General features: G+C 71.6%; 19 protein-coding genes. 9 read left to right on the plus strand and 10 right to left on the minus strand.

Translation table 11 applies throughout. The features are described from left to right. Positions 1-94 precede the first annotated feature (94 nt). The 3 genes from CP984_RS07680 (at position 95) to CP984_RS07690 (ending at position 3483) form a co-directional block, all read left to right on the plus strand. Positions 95-757: a nucleotidyltransferase family protein gene (locus CP984_RS07680; protein WP_003983127.1), complete on the plus strand. Its 663-nt coding sequence runs from the start codon at positions 95-97 to the stop codon at positions 755-757. Between the two features lie 224 nt (positions 758-981). Beyond that, a complete protein-coding gene (aceB, locus tag CP984_RS07685) occupies positions 982-2610 on the plus strand; it encodes a malate synthase A (protein WP_003983128.1) in 1629 nt (542 codons plus the stop codon). Between the two features lie 96 nt (positions 2611-2706). Continuing rightward, complete coding sequence (locus CP984_RS07690; protein ID WP_003983129.1) at positions 2707-3483, plus strand: VOC family protein; 777 nt, start codon at positions 2707-2709, stop codon at positions 3481-3483. Positions 3484-3501: 18 nt separating this feature from the next. Here the strand turns inward: CP984_RS07690 and CP984_RS07695 are convergent, their stop codons facing one another. After that, positions 3502-5139, minus strand: a complete 1638-nt coding sequence (locus CP984_RS07695) for a YfcC family protein (RefSeq protein WP_003983130.1) — start codon at positions 5137-5139, stop codon at positions 3502-3504. A 103-nt stretch (positions 5140-5242) separates the two neighbouring features. Next, complete coding sequence (locus tag CP984_RS07700) at positions 5243-6316, minus strand: FAD-dependent oxidoreductase (RefSeq protein WP_003983131.1); 1074 nt, start codon at positions 6314-6316, stop codon at positions 5243-5245. Between the two features lie 64 nt (positions 6317-6380). On the opposite strand from CP984_RS07700, the gene CP984_RS07705 reads away from it, so the two are divergent. From CP984_RS07705 to CP984_RS07715, 3 genes are all read left to right on the plus strand, one after another. Continuing rightward, a complete protein-coding gene (locus tag CP984_RS07705; protein WP_003983132.1) occupies positions 6381-6959 on the plus strand; it encodes a TetR/AcrR family transcriptional regulator in 579 nt (192 codons plus the stop codon). Positions 6960-7026: 67 nt separating this feature from the next. Next, on the plus strand, positions 7027-7884 hold the full coding sequence (locus CP984_RS07710) for a GNAT family N-acetyltransferase (protein ID WP_003983133.1): 858 nt from the start codon (positions 7027-7029) through the stop codon (positions 7882-7884). Between the two features lie 125 nt (positions 7885-8009). After that, the gene (locus CP984_RS07715) at positions 8010-8873 is read left to right on the plus strand and encodes a chitosanase (protein WP_003983134.1); all 864 of its coding nucleotides are present in this window, start codon (positions 8010-8012) and stop codon (positions 8871-8873) included. 74 nt (positions 8874-8947) lie between these two features. Here the strand turns inward: CP984_RS07715 and CP984_RS07720 are convergent, their stop codons facing one another. From CP984_RS07720 to CP984_RS07755, 8 genes are all read right to left on the minus strand, one after another. Further along, positions 8948-10363: a nucleobase:cation symporter-2 family protein gene (locus tag CP984_RS07720; protein ID WP_003983135.1), complete on the minus strand. Its 1416-nt coding sequence runs from the start codon at positions 10361-10363 to the stop codon at positions 8948-8950. Positions 10364-10674: 311 nt separating this feature from the next. Then, positions 10675-12078 (minus strand): 8-oxoguanine deaminase, encoded by a 1404-nt coding sequence (locus CP984_RS07725; protein WP_003983136.1) that lies wholly within the window; start codon positions 12076-12078, stop codon positions 10675-10677. A gap of 45 nt (positions 12079-12123) precedes the next feature. Continuing rightward, entirely contained in the window at positions 12124-13530 is a 1407-nt protein-coding gene (locus tag CP984_RS07730) for a nucleobase:cation symporter-2 family protein (protein ID WP_003983137.1), read from the minus strand. 86 nt (positions 13531-13616) lie between these two features. Next, positions 13617-14549 (minus strand): factor-independent urate hydroxylase, encoded by a 933-nt coding sequence (gene pucL / locus CP984_RS07735; RefSeq protein ID WP_003983138.1) that lies wholly within the window; start codon positions 14547-14549, stop codon positions 13617-13619. Positions 14550-14556: 7 nt separating this feature from the next. Continuing rightward, positions 14557-14973, minus strand: coding sequence for a hydroxyisourate hydrolase (uraH, locus tag CP984_RS07740; RefSeq protein ID WP_003983139.1), 417 nt, complete (start codon positions 14971-14973; stop codon positions 14557-14559). After that, positions 14970-15512, minus strand: a complete 543-nt coding sequence (gene uraD, locus CP984_RS07745) for a 2-oxo-4-hydroxy-4-carboxy-5-ureidoimidazoline decarboxylase (protein WP_003983140.1) — start codon at positions 15510-15512, stop codon at positions 14970-14972. Before uraD ends, uraH begins: the two co-directional genes overlap by 4 nt. Positions 15513-15683: 171 nt before the next feature. Then, positions 15684-16064 (minus strand): helix-turn-helix domain-containing protein, encoded by a 381-nt coding sequence (locus tag CP984_RS07750; protein ID WP_003983141.1) that lies wholly within the window; start codon positions 16062-16064, stop codon positions 15684-15686. After that, complete coding sequence (locus CP984_RS07755; protein ID WP_078575377.1) at positions 16061-16321, minus strand: hypothetical protein; 261 nt, start codon at positions 16319-16321, stop codon at positions 16061-16063. Before CP984_RS07755 ends, CP984_RS07750 begins: the two co-directional genes overlap by 4 nt. A 170-nt stretch (positions 16322-16491) precedes the next feature. On the opposite strand from CP984_RS07755, the gene CP984_RS07760 reads away from it, so the two are divergent. From CP984_RS07760 to CP984_RS07770, 3 genes are read left to right on the plus strand one after another with little or no spacing between them, the layout of a single operon-like run. Further along, positions 16492-17337: a TIM barrel protein gene (locus tag CP984_RS07760; protein WP_042807690.1), complete on the plus strand. Its 846-nt coding sequence runs from the start codon at positions 16492-16494 to the stop codon at positions 17335-17337. Between the two features lie 26 nt (positions 17338-17363). After that, on the plus strand, positions 17364-18257 hold the full coding sequence (locus CP984_RS07765) for a 2-hydroxy-3-oxopropionate reductase (protein ID WP_033020447.1): 894 nt from the start codon (positions 17364-17366) through the stop codon (positions 18255-18257). Further along, positions 18254-18685 carry a hypothetical protein gene (locus CP984_RS07770; protein WP_003987116.1) on the plus strand — a complete coding sequence of 144 codons (432 nt, stop codon included), beginning with the start codon at positions 18254-18256 and terminating at the stop codon, positions 18683-18685. The genes CP984_RS07765 and CP984_RS07770 overlap by 4 nt, the downstream gene beginning before the upstream one ends. Positions 18686-18768 lie beyond the last annotated feature (83 nt).

Raw genomic sequence — 18768 nt, forward strand, 5'->3', positions numbered from 1 at the left:
TGCGATAGCGTTTTCGGTCTGTCGCCGCTCCCGCCGCCACACCCGACCCTGCACCACCGCTCCGCCGCACCAGGTCATGGGGTAAGCAGACCCCATGACGCACACCGCAGTCCCCGCCTCGACCCCATCCCCCGCCCACCGCCCGGTCGCCGGGCTGCTGCTCGCCGCGGGTGGCGGGCGGCGACTGGGCGGCCGCCCGAAGGCCCTGCTGGATTTCCGCGGCCGGCCGCTGGTCGAGCACGCGGCCCGGGTGCTGCGGGAGGGCGGCTGCGATCGGGTGCTCGTCGTGCTGGGTGCGGCGGTCGAAACCGTACGGGAACGGACGGACCTCTCGGCCTACGCGACGGCCGAGAACCCCGACTGGGCGCACGGCATGGGCTCCTCGCTGCGCGTCGGGCTGGCTGCCCTGGCGGACTCCGGGGCGGGCGCGGCACTGGTCTCGCTGGTGGACCAGCCGGGCATCGGCGCGGCGGCGGTGGCGCGGGTGATCGCCGCGTACGAGGGCGGGGCGGACCTGGTGGCCGCCGCGTACGACGGGAAGCGCGGGCATCCGGTGCTGTTCGGGGCCGGGCGGTGGGCGGCAGTGGCGGCCGGGGCGACCGGGGACCGCGGGGCCCGCGCGTACCTGAAGGAGCACGAGGACGCGCTCACGCTCGTCGAATGCGCCGATGTGGCCGAGCCGTACGACATCGACACCCCGCGGGATCTGTTCCGGCTGGCGTCGCCGGGCGCGCCGCGGGCAGGCGAAGGGCGGTGACCGGGGTGGCACGGGGAGCCATCCGGGCGCCGCTTGTGTCGACGGAGAGAATCTCGACGTCAACAAACCATTGAAGTTCCGCGATAAGGAAACTACTCTCCACTGGTCAGAAGCGCCCTGAACCCACCGGCGCCCGCGACCGCCGCCCACGGCCCGTGGCACCCCGTGCCGCGTCCGCGTCCCGACGGCCGCCCGGGCACCGCCGCTGAATGGAGTGACAGCTCATGTCCACACCAGCGCCGTCCCCGCTGGCCATCGTCGACGTCGACCCCGGCAAGGCCCCGGCCCGCCAGGACGAGATCCTCACGGAGGCCGCGCTGGCCTTCGTCGCCGAACTCCACCGCCGGTTCACCCCGCGCCGCGACGAACTGCTCGCCCGCCGCGACGCGCGCCGTGCCGAGATCGCCCGGACCTCCACCCTGGACTTCCTGCCGGAGACCGCGCACATCCGCGCCGACGACAGCTGGCGGGTGGCCCCCGCGCCCGCCCCGCTCGACGACCGCCGGGTGGAGATCACCGGTCCCACCGACCGCAAGATGACCGTCAACGCGCTGAACTCCGGCGCCAAGGTCTGGCTCGCCGACTTCGAGGACGCCTCCGCGCCCACCTGGCAGAACGTCATCGGCGGCCAGGTGAACCTGATCGACGCCTACGAGCGCCGGATCGACTTCACCGACCCCAACAGCGGCAAGTCCTACGCGCTGAAGCCCGCCGAGGAACTGGCGACGGTCGTCGTGCGCCCGCGCGGCTGGCACCTCGACGAGCGCCACCTCCAGCTCGACGGCACGCCGGTGCCCGGCGCCCTGGTCGACTTCGGCCTGTACTTCTTCCACAACGCCCGGCGCCTGCTGGACCTCGGCAAGGGCCCGTACTTCTACCTGCCGAAGACCGAGTCGCACCTGGAGGCCCGCCTCTGGAACGAGATCTTCGTCTTCGCGCAGGACTACGTGGGCATCGCGCAGGGCACCATCCGCGCCACCGTCCTCATCGAGACCATCACCGCCGCGTACGAGATGGAGGAGATCCTCTACGAACTGCGCGACCACGCCTCGGGGCTGAACGCGGGCCGCTGGGACTATCTGTTCTCCATCGTGAAGAACTTCCGCGACGGCGGCGAGAAGTTCGTGCTGCCGGACCGCAACGCGGTCACCATGACGGCGCCCTTCATGCGCGCGTACACCGAACTCCTCGTCCGTACGTGCCACAAGCGCGGCGCGCACGCGATCGGCGGCATGGCGGCGTTCATCCCCAACCGCCGTGACCCGGAGGCCAACGAGAAGGCGCTGGCCAAGGTCCGCGCCGACAAGGACCGCGAGGCCGGGGACGGCTTCGACGGCTCCTGGGTCGCCCACCCCGACCTGGTCCCGGTCGCCCGCGCCTGCTTCGACGCGGTGCTCGGCGACAAGCCGCACCAGAAGGACCGGCTGCGCGAGGACGTCTCGGTCACGGCCGCCGACCTCATCGCCATCGACTCCCTCGACGCCCGGCCCACCTACCAGGGCCTGGTGGACGCGGTCCGGGTCGGTACCCGCTACATCGAGGCGTGGCTGCGGGGCCTCGGCGCGGTCGCCATCTTCGGCCTCATGGAGGACGCGGCCACCGCCGAGATCTCCCGCTCGCAGATCTGGCAGTGGGTGGACGCGGGCGTCGTGTTCGAGAACGGCGAGAAGGCCACAGCGGACCTGGTCCGCAAGATCGCCGATGAGGAACTGGCCGCCATCCGCGCCGACCTCGGCGACGCGGCCTTCACCGCCGGCGCCTGGCAGCAGGCCCACGACCTCCTCCTGAAGGTCTCCCTCGACACTGACTACGCGGCGTTCTTGACGCTGCCGGCTTACGAGCTGTTGGACTGAACGACCGCTCCCCGGTCCGAGGGGTCCGTGCCACAGCGCACGGACCCTCGCCGCCCTCTGGGTTAGGCTCACCTAACCAACTCGGGGAGGGTGACCATGACCACCACACAGCCGATCCGCACGCCCGATCTCCGTCCGACGGAAGCCCCCCGCTTCGACCACCTCCTGCACTGCGTGCCGGATGTCGCCGCAGCTGTACGGGAGTACACGGCGGCCGGGCTGCCCGCGCACACGAATCCGGTGCACGAGGGGTTCCAGAACGGCGCCTGGCGGCTGGACGATCGGTACGTCGAGATCCTGACCGTCGTCGATCGTGCGGTGTACGCGCCGTCGCCGTTCGGGCGGGCGACGGCCGGGTGGCAGCCCCGTATCGACGCCCTGACGGCGGCGGGCGGCGGTCCGCTGAACTTCGCGGTGCACGTCGCGGACACCGGGGCCACCACCGAGCGGCTGCGCCGCGCCGGGCACGACGTGGACCTGCACGACTTCTCCTTCCAGGAAGGGCGGGTGACCTTTCAGGAAGCGATGCTGACGGGCGACGGCACGCCGCCCTGGGCCCCGTTCTTCATCACCGTCCGCATGGATCCCGCGCTCCGCCGGGAGCACGAAGCCTCCGGCCGGATCGACCGCGGGGCCTTCGACCTCGCGGGGTTCCTGGTCGAGACGCCCGATCCGCGCGGCGCCGCCGCCTGGCTCGGCGCGCTCACCGGGGTTCCGGTGGATACGAGCGGCACCCGCGTACCGCTCGACGGCGGCGCTGCGCACTTCACCGCCGGACCGGCCGACCGCATCACCACTCTGCTGCTGGCGGGCGACCGGCCGCCCCGTACCGAAATCGCCGGGCTGCGGGTACGCGGGGTGGACGACGCGTAGGCCGCCCGGCGGACCGGATCACGTCATCACCGCTCCCAGCCCGACGAAGCCGCAGATCAGGACGGCGAGGAGGGCCAGCAGGGGCCAGACGAAGCGCAGGTACCGGTCGTAGCCGACCTTGGCCAGCGAGACGCCGCCCATGATGACGGCGGTGGTGGGCACCCACAGGTTCATCCAGCCGCTGGCCGCCTGCCACGCCGTGACGACCACCGCGCGCGAGACGTGCGCGAAGTCGGCCAGCGGCGCCAGGATCGGCATGGCGAGCGTGGCGTGGCCGGACGTGGACGGGATGAGGAAGGCCAGCGGCAGGTTGACGACGTAGACCATGATGCCGAACAGGGCCGACGGGACACCGGAGACGGTGCTCTCGACCGCGTGCAGCACCGTGTCGGTGATCTGCGCGTTGTTCATGATCGTGGTCACCCCCCGCGCCAGCACGATCACCAGCGCCGGGGAGACGAACTCGGCGACGCCCTGGACGAAGGTCGCGCTGAGCCGCTGTTCGCCCATCCGTGCCAGCAGGCCGACGAGGATCGAGGACGCGAGGAACAGGGCGGCCAACTGCGGGAAGGACCAGCCCAGTTCGAAGGCGTAGGGCGCGGCGTCGGCGTCCCCGGTGAGCACCCCGGACCACGGGATGACCGAGAAGATCATGAAGGCGAAGACCAGGGCCACGGTGACCAGCACGGTCCGGTCCAGCCGGGTCAGCGGCGGCGGCTCCGTCGCGTCCTCGGCGGCCTTCGCGCGGTCCCGGTCGCCGGGCCGGAAGCCGACGAGCGAGCGGTCCGGGTCGGCCCGTACGCGGCGCGCGTAGCGGATCACGTAGCCGATGGTGACGCCGGTGAGCACCAGCCACATCGCCACCCGCAGCACGATGCCGTCGCCCAGCGAGATGTCGGCGGCGGAGGAGGCGACGCCGGTGGCGAAGGGGTTGACGGTCGAGCACAGGACGCCGATGCCGGCGCCGAGGATGATGGTCGCGGTGGCCACCATCCGGTCGTAGCCGAGCGCGAGCATCAGGGGCACGACCAGGCCGTAGAAGCCGAGGGTCTCCTCGGCGAACCCCTCGACCGTGCCGAGCAGCGAGAAGACGGCCATCACTCCGGCGATCAGCAGCGCGCCGCGGTGCCGGAGGCGGTGGGCGAGCCGGCCGATGCCGCGGTCCAGCGCGCCGGTGGCGAAGACGACCGTGATGAACGCGCCGATGGCCAGGACGAAGAGGAACACGCCCGCGCTGCCGTACAGTTCGCCCGCCATCGTCGGGCCGACCTTCCCGGTCTTCGCGTCCTGCACGCCGTACAGGCCGTTGACCGGCGAGAGGAAGAGGTCGCCGAGCCGTTCGGTGAGGGACTGGCCGGAGGACGTGCGGTGGTAGGTGCCCTGGAGCGGGGTACCGGACGCGTTACGGTCGTAGCTGCCGGACGGGATGACGAAGGCCAGGGCCCAGACGGCGAGGGTGACGACGACCAGGACGGTCAGGGCGCTGGGGAAGGTGAACCGGCGCCGGGGGCCCGCCGGGGCGCCGTCGGCGGGCGCGGTTCCTTCGGCAGGCGCGTCCGCGTCGGGCGGTGGAGGCTCGACGGGGCGCGGGTCGTCGTCGGGCGGTGGTCCGTTGTCCGGTTTCCGGGCGGGTGGCTGCTGGGCGTTCGGGTCCACCGCGGAACCCCTCTCCGTGGCGCCGGGCGCTCACTTGACTGATGTTCAGGTGCCGACGCAGCATATCGGCCCAAACTCCAGCATCCTGGTACAGACCGCCTCCTCAGGACGGCGGGCCGCCCAGCGTCACCGCCGCCCGCATCGCGGCGTTCCGCAAGCCCGTCAACCGTTGGGCATGCGCCATCCGGTTCATCAGCCGCGCCGTGCGCACCAGGCGCCGGGTCACGGCCCGCCGCTCCGCGTCGTACGTCCGCAGGGCCGCCGCCACCTCGGACGACGCGCGCAGGGCCCGCGCCAACACCACCGCGTCCACGAGCGCTTCGCAGGCCCCGCGCCCGAGGTCGGGGGTCATGGCGTGGGCCGCGTCGCCGATGAGCGCGGTCCGGCCCCTGACGTACGAGGGCAGCGGCGGGTCGAGGTAGTAGAGGTCCCGGCGCAGCACCTCGGGCTCGGTCAGCTGCTCCAGTACGCGGCGCACACCGGCGTGCCAGTGACCGAATCGGGCGCGCAGGGCGGCGACTTCGCGGCCCGGCTCGCGCTGCCCATCGGGGGCGACGGCGCAGGCGAACCAGTTGGTGCGGCCGCCCGTGGTGGGCGTGATGCCGAACCGCAGCCCTTCGCCCCAGGTCTCGGTGACGGCGCCGGTGTCGCCGCCCACCGTGCCGCGCCAGGACGACGCGCCGGCATACCGGGCACGGTGGCGCGGGCCGAACAGGGTGCGGCGCGCGGCACTGTTGAGGCCGTCGGCGGCGATCACCACGTCGTACGCGTCCTCCAGTTGCCGGATGTCGTCGACCGGCCGCCCGAAGGCGACCGCGCCGCCGTTCGCCTCGTACAGGACGGTGAGCAGTTCGGGGCGGGAGATCAGGCGGACCGTGTCGCCGGTACGCCGCTGGAGGGCGGCGACGTCGAGGGCCGCGATCCGGCTGCCGTCGGGGCGCAGGAAGGCGCCGGAGGTCTGCGGCCGGCTCAGGTCCCGTATGCGCGCGCCGACGCCGAGCGTGTCCAGGGCGGCGAGGGCGGCGGGCCACAGGCCCAGGGCGGTGCCGGTCGCGGGGAGGGCGCAGGCACGTTCGAAGACATCGACGGACCAGCCGCCGGAGCGCAGGTGGAGGGCGGTGGCGAGCCCGCCGATGCCGCCGCCGACGACGGCCGCCGTGCGTGGTGTCAGCTCCATGCCCGCACGCTACTATGTTCATAGTAGATCGGCACTACAAATTTAGTATCGAGAGGTGCGCAGGGTGGCACGACGGCGGGACGAGGTCCTGGACGCGGCGATCGAGGTGCTGGGCGCCGCGGGGTCGCGGCGGCTGACGTACCAGGCGGTGGACGCCGCCGCGGGCGTGCCGGCCGGCACCACGTCCAACTACTTCCGCAACCGCGCCGCGCTGATCGACGGCATCGTGACCCATCTGGAAGCGCTGGAGCGGCGCGACTGGGAGGAGTTCGCGCGGCAGGCCGCGCCCGCCGGCGTACCGGAGCTGGCAGCCGCCGTGACCCGGTTCGTCCGGCACGCGACCGGCCCCGGGCGCGCCAGGACCGCCGCCCGCTACGCCCTCTTCCTGGAAGCCTCGTCCCGCCCCGAGCTGCGCCCGCCCCTCGTCCGGGGGCGCGAGGCCGTCGTCGGGTGGGCCACGGAGTGGCTGCGGCGCTTCGGCTCACCGGCGCCCCGGCGGCACTGCGAGATCCTCCTCGACTACCTGGACGGCGTCGCCTTCCACCAACTTGCCTTTCCTGCGGAAGATTTCGACCCCGGCCCGGGCATCGCGGAACTCCTCAACGGACTGCTCGCAACCGCGGAGCCGCCCGCCGCGCCGTGACGCCGCCGCGCCACGCCACGGCCGTATTCGATGGCCCCGGCCACCGGCCTGTGGTGGAGTGACGCCGGTGACGACATCAGACACCGACCGAGAACGGGCCGCCGGCTACCGCGCGGCGTACGACGCACAGCTCCGGGACCGCGGCTTCGCGCCCGGCGCACCGGGCACCGAGCGGGTCGGGCCCGTACTGCGCAGAACCCTCCCCCGCCAGGGCGGACTGATCCTCTACCGCGACCTCGGCGGGCTCGACGGGGAGGCACTGGACGCCTTTATCGCCGCCCAGCGCGAGTACTTCGCGGCCCGCGGCCTGCCGGTCGAGTGGAAGTACCACGGCCATGACCTGCCCGCCGATCTGCCGGACCGGCTCACCGCCGCCGGGTTCACGCCGGGCGAGCGGGAGACGGTCGTCATCGGCGAGGCGGCGGACGTCGCCGGGCCGCCCGGGGGCCCGCCGCTGCCCGAAGGCGTACGGCTGCGGGATGTCACCGACCGGGCGGACTTCGACCGCATCGGGGAACTGGCCGAGGCCGTCTGGGCCGACGACCGCGGCTGGCTGGCGCCCGCCCTGGAGGAGATGGCGACGGGCCGGGACGGCGACGCCTGCGTGGTGACGGTGGCGGAGTCGCTGGCGGGCGAGGTGGTCTCGGCGGCGTGGGCGCGCTTCCACCAGGGCACCGACTTCGCCTCCCTGTGGGGTGGCTCGACGCTGCCCAACTGGCGCGGCAAGGGCGTCTACCGCGCCCTGGTCGCGCATCGGGCGGCGCTCGCCCTGGCGCGCGGGTTCCGCTACGTACAGGTCGATGCCCTGGAGACCAGCCGCCCCATCCTCAACCGGCTGGGCCTGGTCATCGCCGCCACGACCGTGCCGTACGTGTGGCAGCCGGCGGCCGATGACCGAGGCGACGGCGCGGTCAACCCTGCGTGATGCGCCAGAGGTTGGCGCGATCTGGCGGGTTCCGGTCCTCCCCCGGGTCTGATAGGAAAGGTTCCTAACGATTGGGATCCCTCACCGCACCCCGGCCACCCGGCCCGCTCCCCTGGAGGACAACCATGCGTGCCCGATCCATAGCCAAGGCGATCCGCAAGCCCGCCACCGGCCTGACCGTCGGTCTGGTCCTGTTCGCCGTACCGGCGACCGCCGTCGCCGGTACCGCGGTCGCCGCCACCGGCCGGACGCCGGTCGCGGCCCCCGCCGCCAAGGCCGCGGCCGGACTGGACGACCCGGCGAAGAAGGAGATCGCCATGCAGCTGGTCTCCAGCGCCGAGAACTCCTCGCTGGACTGGAAGAAGCAGTACGCCTACATCGAGGACATCAAGGACGGCCGCGGCTACACCGCCGGCATCATCGGCTTCTGTTCCGGTACGGGCGACATGCTCGACCTCGTCGAGCTGTACACCAAGCGCAAGCCCGGCAACGTCCTGGCGAAGTACCTGCCCGCGCTGCGCAAGGTCAACGGCAGCGACTCGCACGCGGGTCTGGGCTCCGCCTTCGAGAAGGACTGGAAGAAGGCCGCCCAGGACAAGGACTTCCAGCAGGCGCAGAACGACGAGCGGGACCGGGTGTACTTCAACCCGGCGGTCAAGCAGGGCAAGGCCGACAAGATCGGTGTGCTGGGCCAGTTCGCGTACTACGACGCGCTCGTCATGCACGGTGACGGCAGCGACAAGACCAGCTTCTCCAACATCCGCAAGCGCGCCATGGCCAAGGCCAGGACGCCCGCCCAGGGCGGCGACGAGAAGGCGTACCTCGACGCCTTCCTGGACGCGCGGGTGTGGGCGATGAAGCAGGAGGAGGCGCACAGCGACACCAGCCGCGTCGACACCGCGCAGCGCGTCTTCCTCAAGAAGGGCAACCTGAACCTGGACCCGCCGCTGGACTGGAAGGTGTACGGGGACTCGTACCACATCGGCTGAGCCGCACGGCGGCCCGTACCGTGCCGGGAGTCCGGCGCGGTACGGGCCGTCGGTGTGTCCGGGCCGGATACGGCTCAGTGCGCCCCGGCCGGCCGCGCGTCCGGAGCCCCGCGCTCCGGCTGCTGCGGGATCACCTCCAGCGGGGGCTCGCCGCGCCGCTTGCCGAAGTGGTTGAAGGCCAGGTTGAGCACGATGGCGACGATGCAGCCGGTGCTGATGCCGGAGTCCAGGACGACCAGCATGTCCTTGGGGAAGTCGTGGTAGAACCGCGGCGCCGCGATGGGTATCAGGCCGATGCCCACCGACGCCGCGACGATCAGCGCGTTCTCGCCCTTGTCCATCGCCGCGGTGGCCAGGGTCTGGATGCCGCTGGCGGCAACCGACCCGAACAGCACGATGCCCGCGCCGCCCAGGACCGGCAGCGGCACCAGCGAGATCACTGAGGCGGCGACCGGGCACAGGCCCAGCAGGACCAGGATCAGGCCGCCGGTGGCGACGACGAACCGGCTGCGCACCTTGGTCATCGCGACCAGGCCGATGTTCTGCGCGAAGGCGCTGTTGGCGAAGCCGTTGAAGAGCGGGCTGATCGCGGTACCGAGGGTGTCGGCGCGCAGGCCGCCCTCGATGGTGCGCTCGTCGGCCGGCCGGTCCACGATCTTGCCGAGGGCCAGCATGTCGGCGGTGGACTCGGTCATGCAGACCAGCATGACGATGCACATGCTGACGATGGCGGCCGCGTCGAACTGCGGGGCGCCGAAGTGGAACGGCGTCGGGAAGCCGACCGGGGCCGCCTCGGTGATCGCCCCGAAGTCGGTGATGCCCACGGGTATCGCGATCAGCGTGCCGGCGACCAGGCCCAGCAGGATCGAGATCTGCTGGAGGAAGCCGCGCAGCACCCTGCGCAGGACGAGCACGATGACGAAGGTGAGCGCCGCCATGCCGATGTTGACCGGCGAACCGTAGTCGTGCGCGGTGGCGTTGCCGCCCTGGGACCAGTTGAAGGCGACGGGCAGCAGCGACACGCCGATCAGGGTGATGACGGTGCCGGTGACCACCGGCGGGAAGAACCGCACCAGCCTGGAGAAGTAGGGCGCGAGCAGGAAGCCGAGCACCCCCGCGACGATCACCGCGCCGAAGATGACGGGCAGCGCGTCACCGGGGCTCTGGGCCTTGCCGATGGCGACCATCGGGGTGACCCCGGCGAACGAGACGCCGTTGACGAAGGGCAGTTTGGCGCCGATCTTCCAGAAGCCGAGGGTCTGCAGCAGGGTGGCGATTCCGGCGGTGAAGAGGCCGGCGCCCACCAGGAAGGCGGTCTCGGTGGGGCCGAGTCCGCAGGCCGGACCGACGATCATCGGCGGGGCCACCACGCCCGCGTACATCGCGGCCACGTGCTGCAGGCCGCTGGTGAACATCTTGAAGGGCGGCAGGGTTGCGTCGACCGGGTGCTTGCGGTCGCCCTGCGCCGTCCGCCCTGGGGTTGCGGCCACTGCGGGCCTCCTTCGATTTCTGCGCCGCGAGGGGGCGGCGGCGCGAGGCTGTCACGGAGGTCGTGCGTCGGGTGCGGTGGAGCAGCGGTCCGCGCTCGTGGCGCGTGAAAGGGGCGTGACGGGTCGTCACGTAATGGGGGTGGCGGGTCGTCACGTGATGGGGGGTGATGAGGTGCGGCATGACCGGGCCGGGGGCACGGAGCGACCTCCGTGCCCCCGGGTTCCGGCGCTTGTGGACCCCGCTCGGATCCACAAGCTCCCGGCCGGGGCCGTCCCCCCGGCCGAGTTCTCGGGGTGCCGCCGGGCGGGGATCAGCCCTCGGCGGCGATCCGGGCCAGGCGCTGGGCCTCCGCCCGGGCGGTACGGGCGATGGCCTCCTCGTCGGCAGTGGTCAGCCGGCCGTCCTCGACCACCGGCTCTCCGTTGACCAGCGAGAGGGTGACCGGTGCCGCGGCCCCGAACACCAGGGCCGTGACCGGGTCGGCGATGGTGGAGTGGGCCAGGCCGTCCAGCTTCCACAGCACCAGGTCGGCCAGCTTCCCGGCCTCCAGGGAGCCGATCTCCGCGGTCCGGCCGAGCACCTGGGCGCCGCCGTAAGTGCCCAGGCGCAGCACCTTGCGGGCGTCGAGGGCGGCTTCCCGGTGCGCGCCGAGCCGGTTGATCAGCAGCGCGTTGCGCAGTTCGGTGTGCAGTTCGCCGCTCTCGTTGGAGGCGGTGCCGTCCACGCCGAGGCCGACCGGTACGCCCGCGGCGAGCATGTCGGGTACCCGGGCGATGCCGGCCGCGAGCCGCGCGTTGGAGGACGGGCAGTGCGCGACGCCGGTCCTCGTCCGGGCGAAGGCGTCGATGTCGGAGTCGTTCATGTGGACGCAGTGCGCCATCCACACGTCCTCGCCGAGCCAGCCGGTGGACTCGAAGTAGTCGGTCGGGCCCATGCCGAACAGCTCGTGGCAGAACTTCTCCTCCTCGACCGTCTCCGAGCCGTGGGTGTGCATCCGCACGCCCTTGCGGCGGGCCAACTCGGCTCCCTGACGCAGGAGTTCGGTGGATATCGAGAACGGGGAGCAGGGGGCCACGGCGATGTGCACCATCGACCCGAAGGACGCGTCGTGGTGGGTGTCGATGGCTTCTTCCGTGGCCTTCAGCGCGCCCTCGGTGGTCTCGACCGCGAAGTCCGGCGGCAGCCCGCCGTCCTTGACGCTGCGGTCCATCGACCCGCGGGCCAGGGTGATCCGGGCACCGATCTCGCGGGCCGCGGCCAGCTCGGCGCCGACCAGGTCGCCGGAGCCCCGCGGGAAGACGTAGTGGTGGTCGGAGGCGGTGGTGACGCCGCCCTTGACCATCATGGCCAGCGAGCCCTGGGTGGCCGCGGCGAGCATCGGCGCGTCGATGCGGGCCCAGGTCGGGTACAGGGCCACCAGCCAGTTGAAGAGGTTGTGGTCGGTGGCCAGCCCGCGGGTGATCCACTGGTAGAAGTGGTGATGGGTGTTGACCAGGCCGGGGGTGACGAGGTGGCCCGTGCCGTCGATACGGCGGACGACGTTCTCCAGGCCCTCGGGGGCCTTGCCCGCGCCCACCGATTCGATGAGGTTGCCGGCGACAACGAGGTGGCCCGAGGCGTACTCGGTGCCGTCTGCGTCGACGGTCGCGATGGCGCAGTTCTCGATGACGATGCGCCGCGTCGCCCTGCTGTCAGAGGCTGCCGGTGCTGCCATGGTGCTTCCTCTTGCTTTCCTCTGGGGTTCGGGCACGGCAGGGCCCTACGGGATTTGAGTGCCGGAACCGGGCGAGGCGGCTGACAGTACCGCTGCCCCCTTGGTGCTCCGGGTGCCGAGATGGTGGAAGAACAGGTTGAGCAGGACCGCGACGAGCGCGCCGGCGCTGATGCCGGAGCCGAGCACGGTCTGTGCCCAGGCGGGGAAGTCCTCGTAGAACCGCGGGGCGGCGAGCGGGATGATGCCCGCGCCCAGCGACACGGCCACGAGGATGATGTTGGAGCTGTCGTCGAGGCCGGCCTCGGAGAGCGTACGGATGCCGCTGACCGCGATCGAGCCGAACAGGACGATGCCGGCGCCGCCGAGGACGGGCATCGGCACGAGGTTGACCACCGCGCCGAGGACCGGGAAGGCGCCGAGGACCAGGAGGGTGGCGCCCGCGACGGCGACGACGTACCGGCTGCGTACCCGGGTCAGCGAGACGACCCCGACGTTCTGCGCGAAGGCGCTGGTCGGGAAGCCGCCGAAGACCGGTCCGAGAAGGGTGGCGATGCCGTCGGTACGCAGCCCGCGGGTGATGGTCCGACCGGTCGTACGCCGTTCGCAGATCTCACCGAGGGCGAGCATCCCGGCGGCGGACTCGGTCATCAGGACCAGCATGACGATGCACAGGGACAGCATGGCGGCGGGCTGGAACTCCGGCGCGCCGAAGGCGAAGGGGGTGGGCAGCGCGACGACGGGCGCCTCCCGCAGCGCGTCGAAGCTCGCCATGCCGAACGGGACCGCGGCGAGGGTGCCCGCGACCAGCCCCAGCAGGAGCGCGATCTGCTTGACGAAGCCCCGGGTGAAGCGCTGGATCAGCAGGATCACCACGAGGGTGAAGGCGGCCAGCGCCAGGTGCTTCATGGAGCCGAAGTCGGCGGCCTCCTTGTCGCCGCCCTGCGCCCAGCCGACCGGTACCGGCATCAGGGTGACGCCGATGAGGGTGATGACGACGCCGGTGACCAGCGGCGGGAAGTAGCGCAGCAGCCTGCCGAAGAACGGGCCGACGGTCAGGCAGAAGGCGCCGGCGACCATCACCGCCCCGTATATCGCGGGGAGTTGGTGGCCTTTGGCGGTGGTCTCGGCGATGGCGAGCATCGGGGTGATGCCGGCCGAGGAGGCGGCGTTGACGAACGGCAGCCGGTTGCCGGCGAACCGTCCGGCGCCGAGGGTCTGCAGCAGGGTCGCGAGACCGGCGATCAGCAGGCTGGCGGCGATCAGCCGGGTGCGGCCCGCGGTGTCCAGGCCGGTGGCCTGGCCGATGATGAGCGGAGGGGTGACGACGCCGGCGTACATGGCGGCGATGTGCTGGAGCGCGGCGGGGACGAGCCGCTTGGGTGCCGGCTTCTCGTCCACCGGGTGGACCGGCGGGACGGGGTGTTTCTCAACGTGCGGTGGGTGTGCGGCCATGGGGCGTTTCCCCTCAGGATTCGCGGGGCCCCTCCCCGCTGCGGGACGGGAAGGGGCGGCGCGGCACGGCGCTGCGTCGGGAGCCGTCAGAGGTTGGTCAGATCCGTCGGGATCTCGGCTTCGACACCGTCGCGCAGGACAGTGGCTTCTATCAGGCCGTACGGGCGGTCCGCCGCGTAGTAGACGGCTCCCTCGGCGGTATCGTTCTTCAGGCCGAACGGCTCCAGGTCCACCAGGAAGTGGTGCTTGTTCGGCAGCGAGAACCGCACCTCGTCGATCTCCGCGCGGTTATTGATGATCCGCGAACCCATCTGGTAGAGGGTCTGCTGGAGCGAGAGGCTGTAGGTTTCCGCGAAGGCGTGCATCAGATGCTTCTTGACCTGGGCGTAGGAGCGTTCCCAGTTGGGCATCCGCTGGTCGTCGTCGGTCCAGTTGAACCGCCAGCGGCCGGACACCTCGGTGGCCAGGATGCGGTCGTACGCCTCCTTCAGCGTCGTGTACTTGTCCTTGATGTAGCCCCAGAACTCGGAATTCGTCGAATTCATCACGACGAGGTCCTTCAGGCCGGAAATGACCTGCCACTTCTCACCGTCGTAGGTGATCTGGGTCAGCCGGGTCTCCTGGCCCTTGCGGACGAAGGAGTGCTTGACCTCGTCGGCGCCGATGAACTGCGCGGCGGCCTCGGAGGTCTCGATGCGCTCCCAGGCGTATTCCTCGATGCGGATCCGGGCCCGCCGGATCGGCTCCTGACTGGTGACGAAGTGCCGGGCCAGGTGGATGCCGAACTGCTCGGCCGACTCGATGCCGTGTTCCTTGGCGAAGGCGTACACGGTGTTCTTGGTCGTGTCGGTGGGCAGGCAGTGGGCGTTGGAGCCGGAGAGGTGGACGTCTTCGAGATCGCCGGAGAGCGCTACCGAAACGTTCAGGTCCTTGATGTGATGGGTGTCGCCGTCCCGGGTGATTTTGACGACTCGGTTTTCCGCTTTGCCGTACTGGTTCTGGCCGAGAATCGTGGGCATTTCGGTGCTAGCTCCCTCGGTATACGGAGTAGCCGAACGGGTTGAGCAGCAGCGGTACGTGGTAGTGCTCGCCCGGCGTGACGGCGAAGGTGATCGCCACCTCCGGGAAGAAAGCTCCGCTGTCCCTTGCGCGGGGGGCGTCCTGCTGTTCCTCGGCTTGCTGGTCGGCCGTTTCGGCCTTGCTGGCGAGATACGCCTCGGTCGCGAAGTCCAGGCGTACGTGGGTGGTGCCCGCCGGCAGGGCCGGCAGGTCCTTGCAGCGCCCGTCCGCGTCGGTCCGGGAGGCGCCGTGTGCCTTCCAGTCCGCGTCGTGTCCGGACCGTACCGAGAGCGTCAGGGCGATGCCCTGCGCGGGGCGGCCCACGCTGGTGTCCAGGATGTGCGTGGACACCGACGTGTCGTGCGCGGCCGTCTCGCTGCTCATGGTGTGGCTCCTTCTGCGGCGTCTGCCGGGTCCGCCGCGTCCTCGACGAGGCGGCCCAGCCGGATGCGGTTGATCTTGCCCAGTTCGGTACGCACGATCTCGCGTTCTTGTTCCGGCGTGTTGTCCACGCGGTTACGGGCGGCGTCCCGCAGCTGCTCGCCGGTCAGTCCGGTGGCGCAGATGAGGAAGACGTGCCCGAACTTCTCCTGGTACGCCAGGTTCAGTTCGAGCATCTCCGCCTTGAGGTCCGCGTCGGCGTCGGACATCCCGCGCTGTTCGCGCGAGGAGGTCGCGTCGCCCGGCGTGGGCCGGCCGATGGGCGGGTGCCCGGCCATCGCCTCGGCCAGGTCCGCCGCGGTCAGCTCGGCCATGGCGGCGTCGCTGGCGGCGTACAGGGCTTCGGTGGTGGCGTACGGGCGGTGGGCGAGGAGGTGGTTGCCCCACGCTTCGCTGGCGCACGCCTCGTGCAGTGCGGCTCGTGCCGCACGGTCGGAAGCGGCGTTGAACCGGGCGAGGCCCGGCGTCGGATTCGAAGACACGGGTAGCCTCCGTGGCCTGGTGCGGTGCGGGCTCTGCTTGGCTGGAAACAGCTAAGACCTCCGGCAACATCACGTCAACACTTTGTTGAAAACTCGGCAACAAGAAAGCCGCCGTCCGGTTCGCCCGGACGGCGGCATGCGCGGGTTCGCCCAACCGGCCCCACTTACGGGTCAGTCGGCACCCTTCGTGGCGTTGTCCCTGTTCAGGTAGTTGTAAACGGTGAAGCGGCTGACGCCGAGCGCACCGGCCACCGTCTCGACGCCGTGCCGTACGGAAAAAGCACCGCGCGCCTCCAGGACCCGCACCACCGACTGCTTGGTCCGGCGGTCCAGGTCCGACAGCGGCATGCCGTGCCGGCGCTGGAGCTCGGCGAGGAGGTGATCCAGCGAGTCGGACAGGTGCGGCAGCCGTACGGCCACCCGGTCCTGCCCCTCCCAGGCCAGGACGACATCGTCACCCTGCGCCTGCTCCGGCGCGATCATCTCCGCACCCATGGCGTCCACCAGCGGCTTGACCGCCTGGACGAACGGGTGATCGGCGGGCTCGGTCACGTCGCGTCCCCCTCGCCCGGCGCGATCACGTTGACCTGGAGGGAGACCCGGGTGGCGCCGGCCTCCAGGGATTTGCGCAGCAGCACGTCCACCGCCGACAGCACCTTCTCGCCCTCCCCTTCGGCGGTGTTGCCGAAGGGGCCGACGTCGACGGCGTCCAGCCCGGCACCGGTGATGATCTCGCGCCCCACGACCGCGTGGGCGGGCGCTTCGTCCAGATCGAACGGTTCCGTCGTGAATTCCACTCGCAATCGCACCATGCCACCAAAGTATCGCCGCCGGGCCGCGCGGTTCCCCGGGCCCGGGGAACCGCCTCACGAGCGCCCGGCGGGCCACCGGTCCACCTCTTGACAGGTCGCGAGATCCGCAGGCAATGTTCCAACCAGCAGAAACACAGTTCCACAATACGGAAGGTCGCTCACCCCTCATGGGCTTCTCCGACGCGCGTTTCGATGTCAACCTCTCGATCCTGTTCACCGAGCTGCCGCTGCTGGAACGCCCGGCGGCGGCCGCCGCGGCCGGATTCACCGCGGTCGAGCTGTGGTGGCCCTGGACCGACGCCCCCGTCCCCGCACAACGGCAGCTGGACGCCCTGCGCAACGCGCTGCGCGACGCGGGCACCCACCTGGTCGGCCTGAACTTCTACGCCGGGCAGCTGCCCGGCCCCGACCGCGGCGCCCTGTCCGTCCCCGGGGAGGAGTCCGAGCGCTTCCGCGCCAACGTGGAGGTGGCCGCGGACTTCGCGCAGTCGCTGGACTGCACCGCGCTCAACGCCCTGTACGGCAACCGCGTCCAGGGCGTCGACCCGGCCGCCCAGGACGCCCTGGCACTGGAAAACCTCACCCTGGCCGCCCGCGCCGCGCACCGGGTGGGCGCCACGCTGCTGATCGAGGCACTCAACGCGCCGGAGTCGCCCGACTGCCCGATCGTCTCCGCCCCCAAGGCCATCGAGGTGGTGGACGCGGTCAACGCCGCCACCGGCCTGGACAACGCCCGCTTCCTGATGGACCTGTACCACCTGGCGAGGAACGGCGAGGACCTGGAAGCGGTCATCGACCGCTACACCCCGCTGACCGGCCACGTCCAGATCGCCGACAACCCCGGCCGCGGCGCCCCCGGCACCGGCACCCTCCCCCTCGAAGACCTCCTGGACCGGCTGCACACCAACGGCTACACCGGCTGGACCGGCCTGGAATACCAGCCCGGCAACACCCCCAGCGCGGACGCGTTCGCCTGGCTGCCCCGCCCCCAGCGCGCCACCACCGCCCCCTGACCCGCCGCACGAAAGGCACCCCGTACATGAGCACTCTTCCGAAGATCGCGTGGATCGGGCTGGGCATCATGGGCGCGCCCATGGCCGAGAACCTGCTCAAGGCCGGCTACCCGGTCACCGGCCACACCCTCGAACCGGACAAGCTCGACCGGCTGGCCGCCGCCGGCGGCACCCCCGCCACCTCCATCGCCGAAGCCGTACGCGAGGCCGACGTCATCATCACCATGGTGCCCGCCTCCCCCCAGGTCGAGGCCATCGCCTACGGCCCCGACGGCATCCTGGCCAACGCCCGGCGCGGGGCACTGCTGATCGACATGTCCTCGATCACCCCGCAAACGTCCATCGACCTGGCCGCCGCCGCAGCAGAGCGGGGCCTGCGGGTGCTGGACGCCCCGGTCTCCGGCGGCGAGGCCGGCGCCATCGAGGCCGTCCTGTCCATCATGGTCGGCGGCCCCCAGGAAGACTTCGACGCCGCCCGCCCCCTGTTCGAAGCCCTCGGCACGACCATCGTGCGCTGCGGCCCGCACGGAGCGGGGCAGACCGTCAAGGCCGCCAACCAGCTCATCGTCGCCGTCAACCTCCAGGCCTGCGCCGAAGCCGTCGTCTTCCTGGAGAAGTCCGGCGTCGACCTGACCGCCGCCCTGGAAGTCCTGGGCGGCGGACTGGCCGGCTCCACCGTCCTGACCCGCAAGAAGACCAACTTCCTCACCCGCGACTTCACACCCGGCTTCCGCATCGATCTGCACCACAAAGACATGGGCATCGTCACCGACGCCGCCCGCACGGTCGGCGCCGCCCTGCCCGTCGGCACCCTGGTCGCCTCCCTGGTCGCCGCCCTGCGCGCACAGGGCGACGGCGGCCTCGACCACTCCGCCCTCCTACGCGGCGTCGAACGCCTCTCCAGCCCCACCACCGTTTGACGGCCTGCCGGGTCATCGACGAAGCCGTCGGCCCGGACGCGTACATCGTCACCGACGCCGGTCTCCGCCGGCTCTGTGGCGACCCGCACCGGTCGTCGTCGCGCCACGCGGCGCGGTACGTGGTGTGCGGCGGGAACGGGCCGCCCGGCCGCCAAGCACCGGTCACGATCGGCGTACGCGTGGCCCTGAACGCCCTGGGCCGCCGGGACACCACGGTCGTCACCCTCGTCCCCGTACGCGAACTGCCGCGTGCCACCGATGCGTTGGCGTTCGCGGCGCTGCACGAGGTGCCGTTCGTGCTGGTCGCGGTCGGGCCCGATGCCCCCCAGCGGCAGGCGGTCGCTGGAGCTGATGCGGGCGTACGGCTGCTCGGCGCACCGGGTGGGCGACCCCGACGCCCTGCGCTCAGCGGCCACTTGGGCCCGTAAGGAGGCCGTGACCACAGCCCGGCCGGTCCTGCTGCTGGCCACCGCGCACCCCTCGCCCGAGGCGTAAGAGCCCGGGCCCCGAA

The organism is Streptomyces rimosus (assembly GCF_008704655.1).
Lineage (GTDB): Bacteria > Actinomycetota > Actinomycetes > Streptomycetales > Streptomycetaceae > Streptomyces > Streptomyces rimosus.

Excerpts from the sequence above, each read along its gene's own strand:
- CP984_RS07725 (WP_003983136.1), bottom strand. The coding sequence starts at position 12,078 with ATGGCAGCACCGGCAGCCTCTGACAGCAGGGCGACGCGGCGCATCGTC.
- CP984_RS07680 (WP_003983127.1), top strand. The coding sequence starts at position 95 with ATGACGCACACCGCAGTCCCCGCCTCGACCCCATCCCCCGCCCACCGC.
- CP984_RS07760 (WP_042807690.1), top strand. The coding sequence starts at position 16,492 with ATGGGCTTCTCCGACGCGCGTTTCGATGTCAACCTCTCGATCCTGTTC.
- CP984_RS07730 (WP_003983137.1), bottom strand. The coding sequence starts at position 13,530 with ATGGCCGCACACCCACCGCACGTTGAGAAACACCCCGTCCCGCCGGTC.
- uraH (WP_003983139.1), bottom strand. The coding sequence starts at position 14,973 with ATGAGCAGCGAGACGGCCGCGCACGACACGTCGGTGTCCACGCACATC.
- pucL (WP_003983138.1), bottom strand. The coding sequence starts at position 14,549 with ATGCCCACGATTCTCGGCCAGAACCAGTACGGCAAAGCGGAAAACCGA.
- CP984_RS07700 (WP_003983131.1), bottom strand. The coding sequence starts at position 6,316 with ATGGAGCTGACACCACGCACGGCGGCCGTCGTCGGCGGCGGCATCGGC.
- CP984_RS07715 (WP_003983134.1), top strand. The coding sequence starts at position 8,010 with ATGCGTGCCCGATCCATAGCCAAGGCGATCCGCAAGCCCGCCACCGGC.
- CP984_RS07690 (WP_003983129.1), top strand. The coding sequence starts at position 2,707 with ATGACCACCACACAGCCGATCCGCACGCCCGATCTCCGTCCGACGGAA.
- CP984_RS07765 (WP_033020447.1), top strand. The coding sequence starts at position 17,364 with ATGAGCACTCTTCCGAAGATCGCGTGGATCGGGCTGGGCATCATGGGC.
- aceB (WP_003983128.1), top strand. The coding sequence starts at position 982 with ATGTCCACACCAGCGCCGTCCCCGCTGGCCATCGTCGACGTCGACCCC.